The sequence below is a fragment of the Campylobacter sp. W0014 genome, assembly GCF_020135975.1.
Lineage (GTDB): Bacteria > Campylobacterota > Campylobacteria > Campylobacterales > Campylobacteraceae > Campylobacter_D.
Map to the genome: position 1 here is coordinate 1 of NZ_JACHTR010000061.1, position 1,825 is coordinate 1,825.

The following is a 1,825-nucleotide window of genomic DNA, read 5'->3' on the forward strand; positions in this document are numbered from 1 at the left end:
TGCCGGTATTTTCATAGGTGGTGGAAAACAACTTGACACTTTAATTAAAATATCAGGTGAAGTTAAAGGTGGTACAGCTGCCATCATCAATGAAGGCGTGATTGGCTCTAATGGTGGTAACAATGGAAATACAGGTATAAAAGTAGAAAATGGCGGTAGCTTAACTGGTGGTATAGTCAATCAAGGTGAAGGTTCTATTACAGGTTCTATTACAGTAGATAAAGGTGGCAAACTTGACTCCATAGTCAATACCTCTACTTCTGATACAGGTATTTCAGGTTCTATTACAAACAACAGTGATCATAAATTAGAAATCTCAAATGGAGAAGGTGCTACTATAGGTGGTGGTATTGTTAATAATGGCAATGCTGATTTAGTAATCTCTAATCAAGGCAGTGTTGGTAAAGATGAACAAGGTAATACAGTAACCAATAATGGTGGTGGTAGTGTTAATATACAAGATTGGGTTGTCTCTACAGGTAGTGATGGTAAATTAGAAACCGTTGTAGTAGGTGGAAATGGAGCTGATAAAGTCACTGTCGATAAAGTCACTGTAGATCAAGGTGGACTTGATTTAGGACAAGTAGGAAATATTGATAATATTATCTCAGGTGTTAAACCTGATCAAATAGGTAATATAGGAACAAATGGTGGTGGTGAAATTTCTTTGGACTTTGATCCTCACACTGGAAAATTATCAACTGATTTTAATCTTAATGCTTCTATAGCAGGAGCTACTTTTAGATCATTGATTAACACCTCTTCAAGAAGAGCAACTTTTATTGATAATGTTATGGGTAATTCTATGCAACACTTTGCCTTTGCTAAACCTAATGCAAGTATTGCTATGCAAGAAAAAGGTAATTTGTATGCAAATGCAAGTGATTATATTAAGAGTGATTTTAATAATGGAAACTATGGTTATAATAAAGAGCATTCTTTATTTATCCTTCCTTATGCTTCTTCACAGAATGTTGAGCTTTCTTTAAATGAAGAAAGTAAAGGACACACTAAAGGAACTATTATAGGTTATTCTACTTTAAAAGATAGTGGTATATATGGTGTGTATGCAGGTTATGAAGATACTAAAATGAAATCAACCTATTTTGATATAAACAATAGATCTTATTATGCAGGTTTAAAATACTTTAATACCTTATTTACTACAAGTAAGGGTCAAGATGTTTATTTAAAAGCTCAAGGTAAAACAGCTTTGATTAAAAACGACTTGACTAAGAAAATTGGTAAGAGTGAAGCTAAGGCTGATCCAACCTCTTATGCTTATGGTTTAAGTGCAGATTTGGGTATGAATTTTAACCATGGTAAAGATATTTTCTCTCCAGAAGCAGGTTTAGTTTATGAAGGTGGTTATACTGAAGCTTTCTCAATGGTTAATACCAAAGGTCAAGCCACTGTTATGGGTGGGGAAAGAACCTATAAAAATTATTTAAATCTTTTCTCTACAAGAACAAGCTTTACATGGTTTAGGGATTGGTTGCCAAATTTAAAAACTTCTATGACTTTAGGAGCTAAGTTTAATATCAATCCAGAAGTGAATGCTAAAGCTAGATTTGGCAAGATAAAAGTAAAAGATGAGTTTTATCTACCAAGAGTACAAAGATATGTAACTACATCTATGATTATTCCTTTCAATAATGCTTTCTATTTTAGTTTAAACTATAATGGAATGTTTGATGCTAAAGGTAATACCCATACAGGTTTTGCACAATTTAACTATGTATGGTAACAAGAATTCTTAAAACTTAAAATTAAATTGTGGGTTAGTGTTGGGTGGGGTTTTCCTTTTTGTAAAAATCATTTCAAA

The 1,825-nt window shown here is 32.8% G+C and carries 1 pseudogene; it reads left to right on the forward strand.

Annotated features, from left to right (window positions below):
- Window positions 1-1,747, forward strand: a pseudogene (locus tag H2277_RS08890) (autotransporter outer membrane beta-barrel domain-containing protein); the annotation flags it as partial.
- Window positions 1,748-1,825 lie beyond the last annotated feature (78 nt).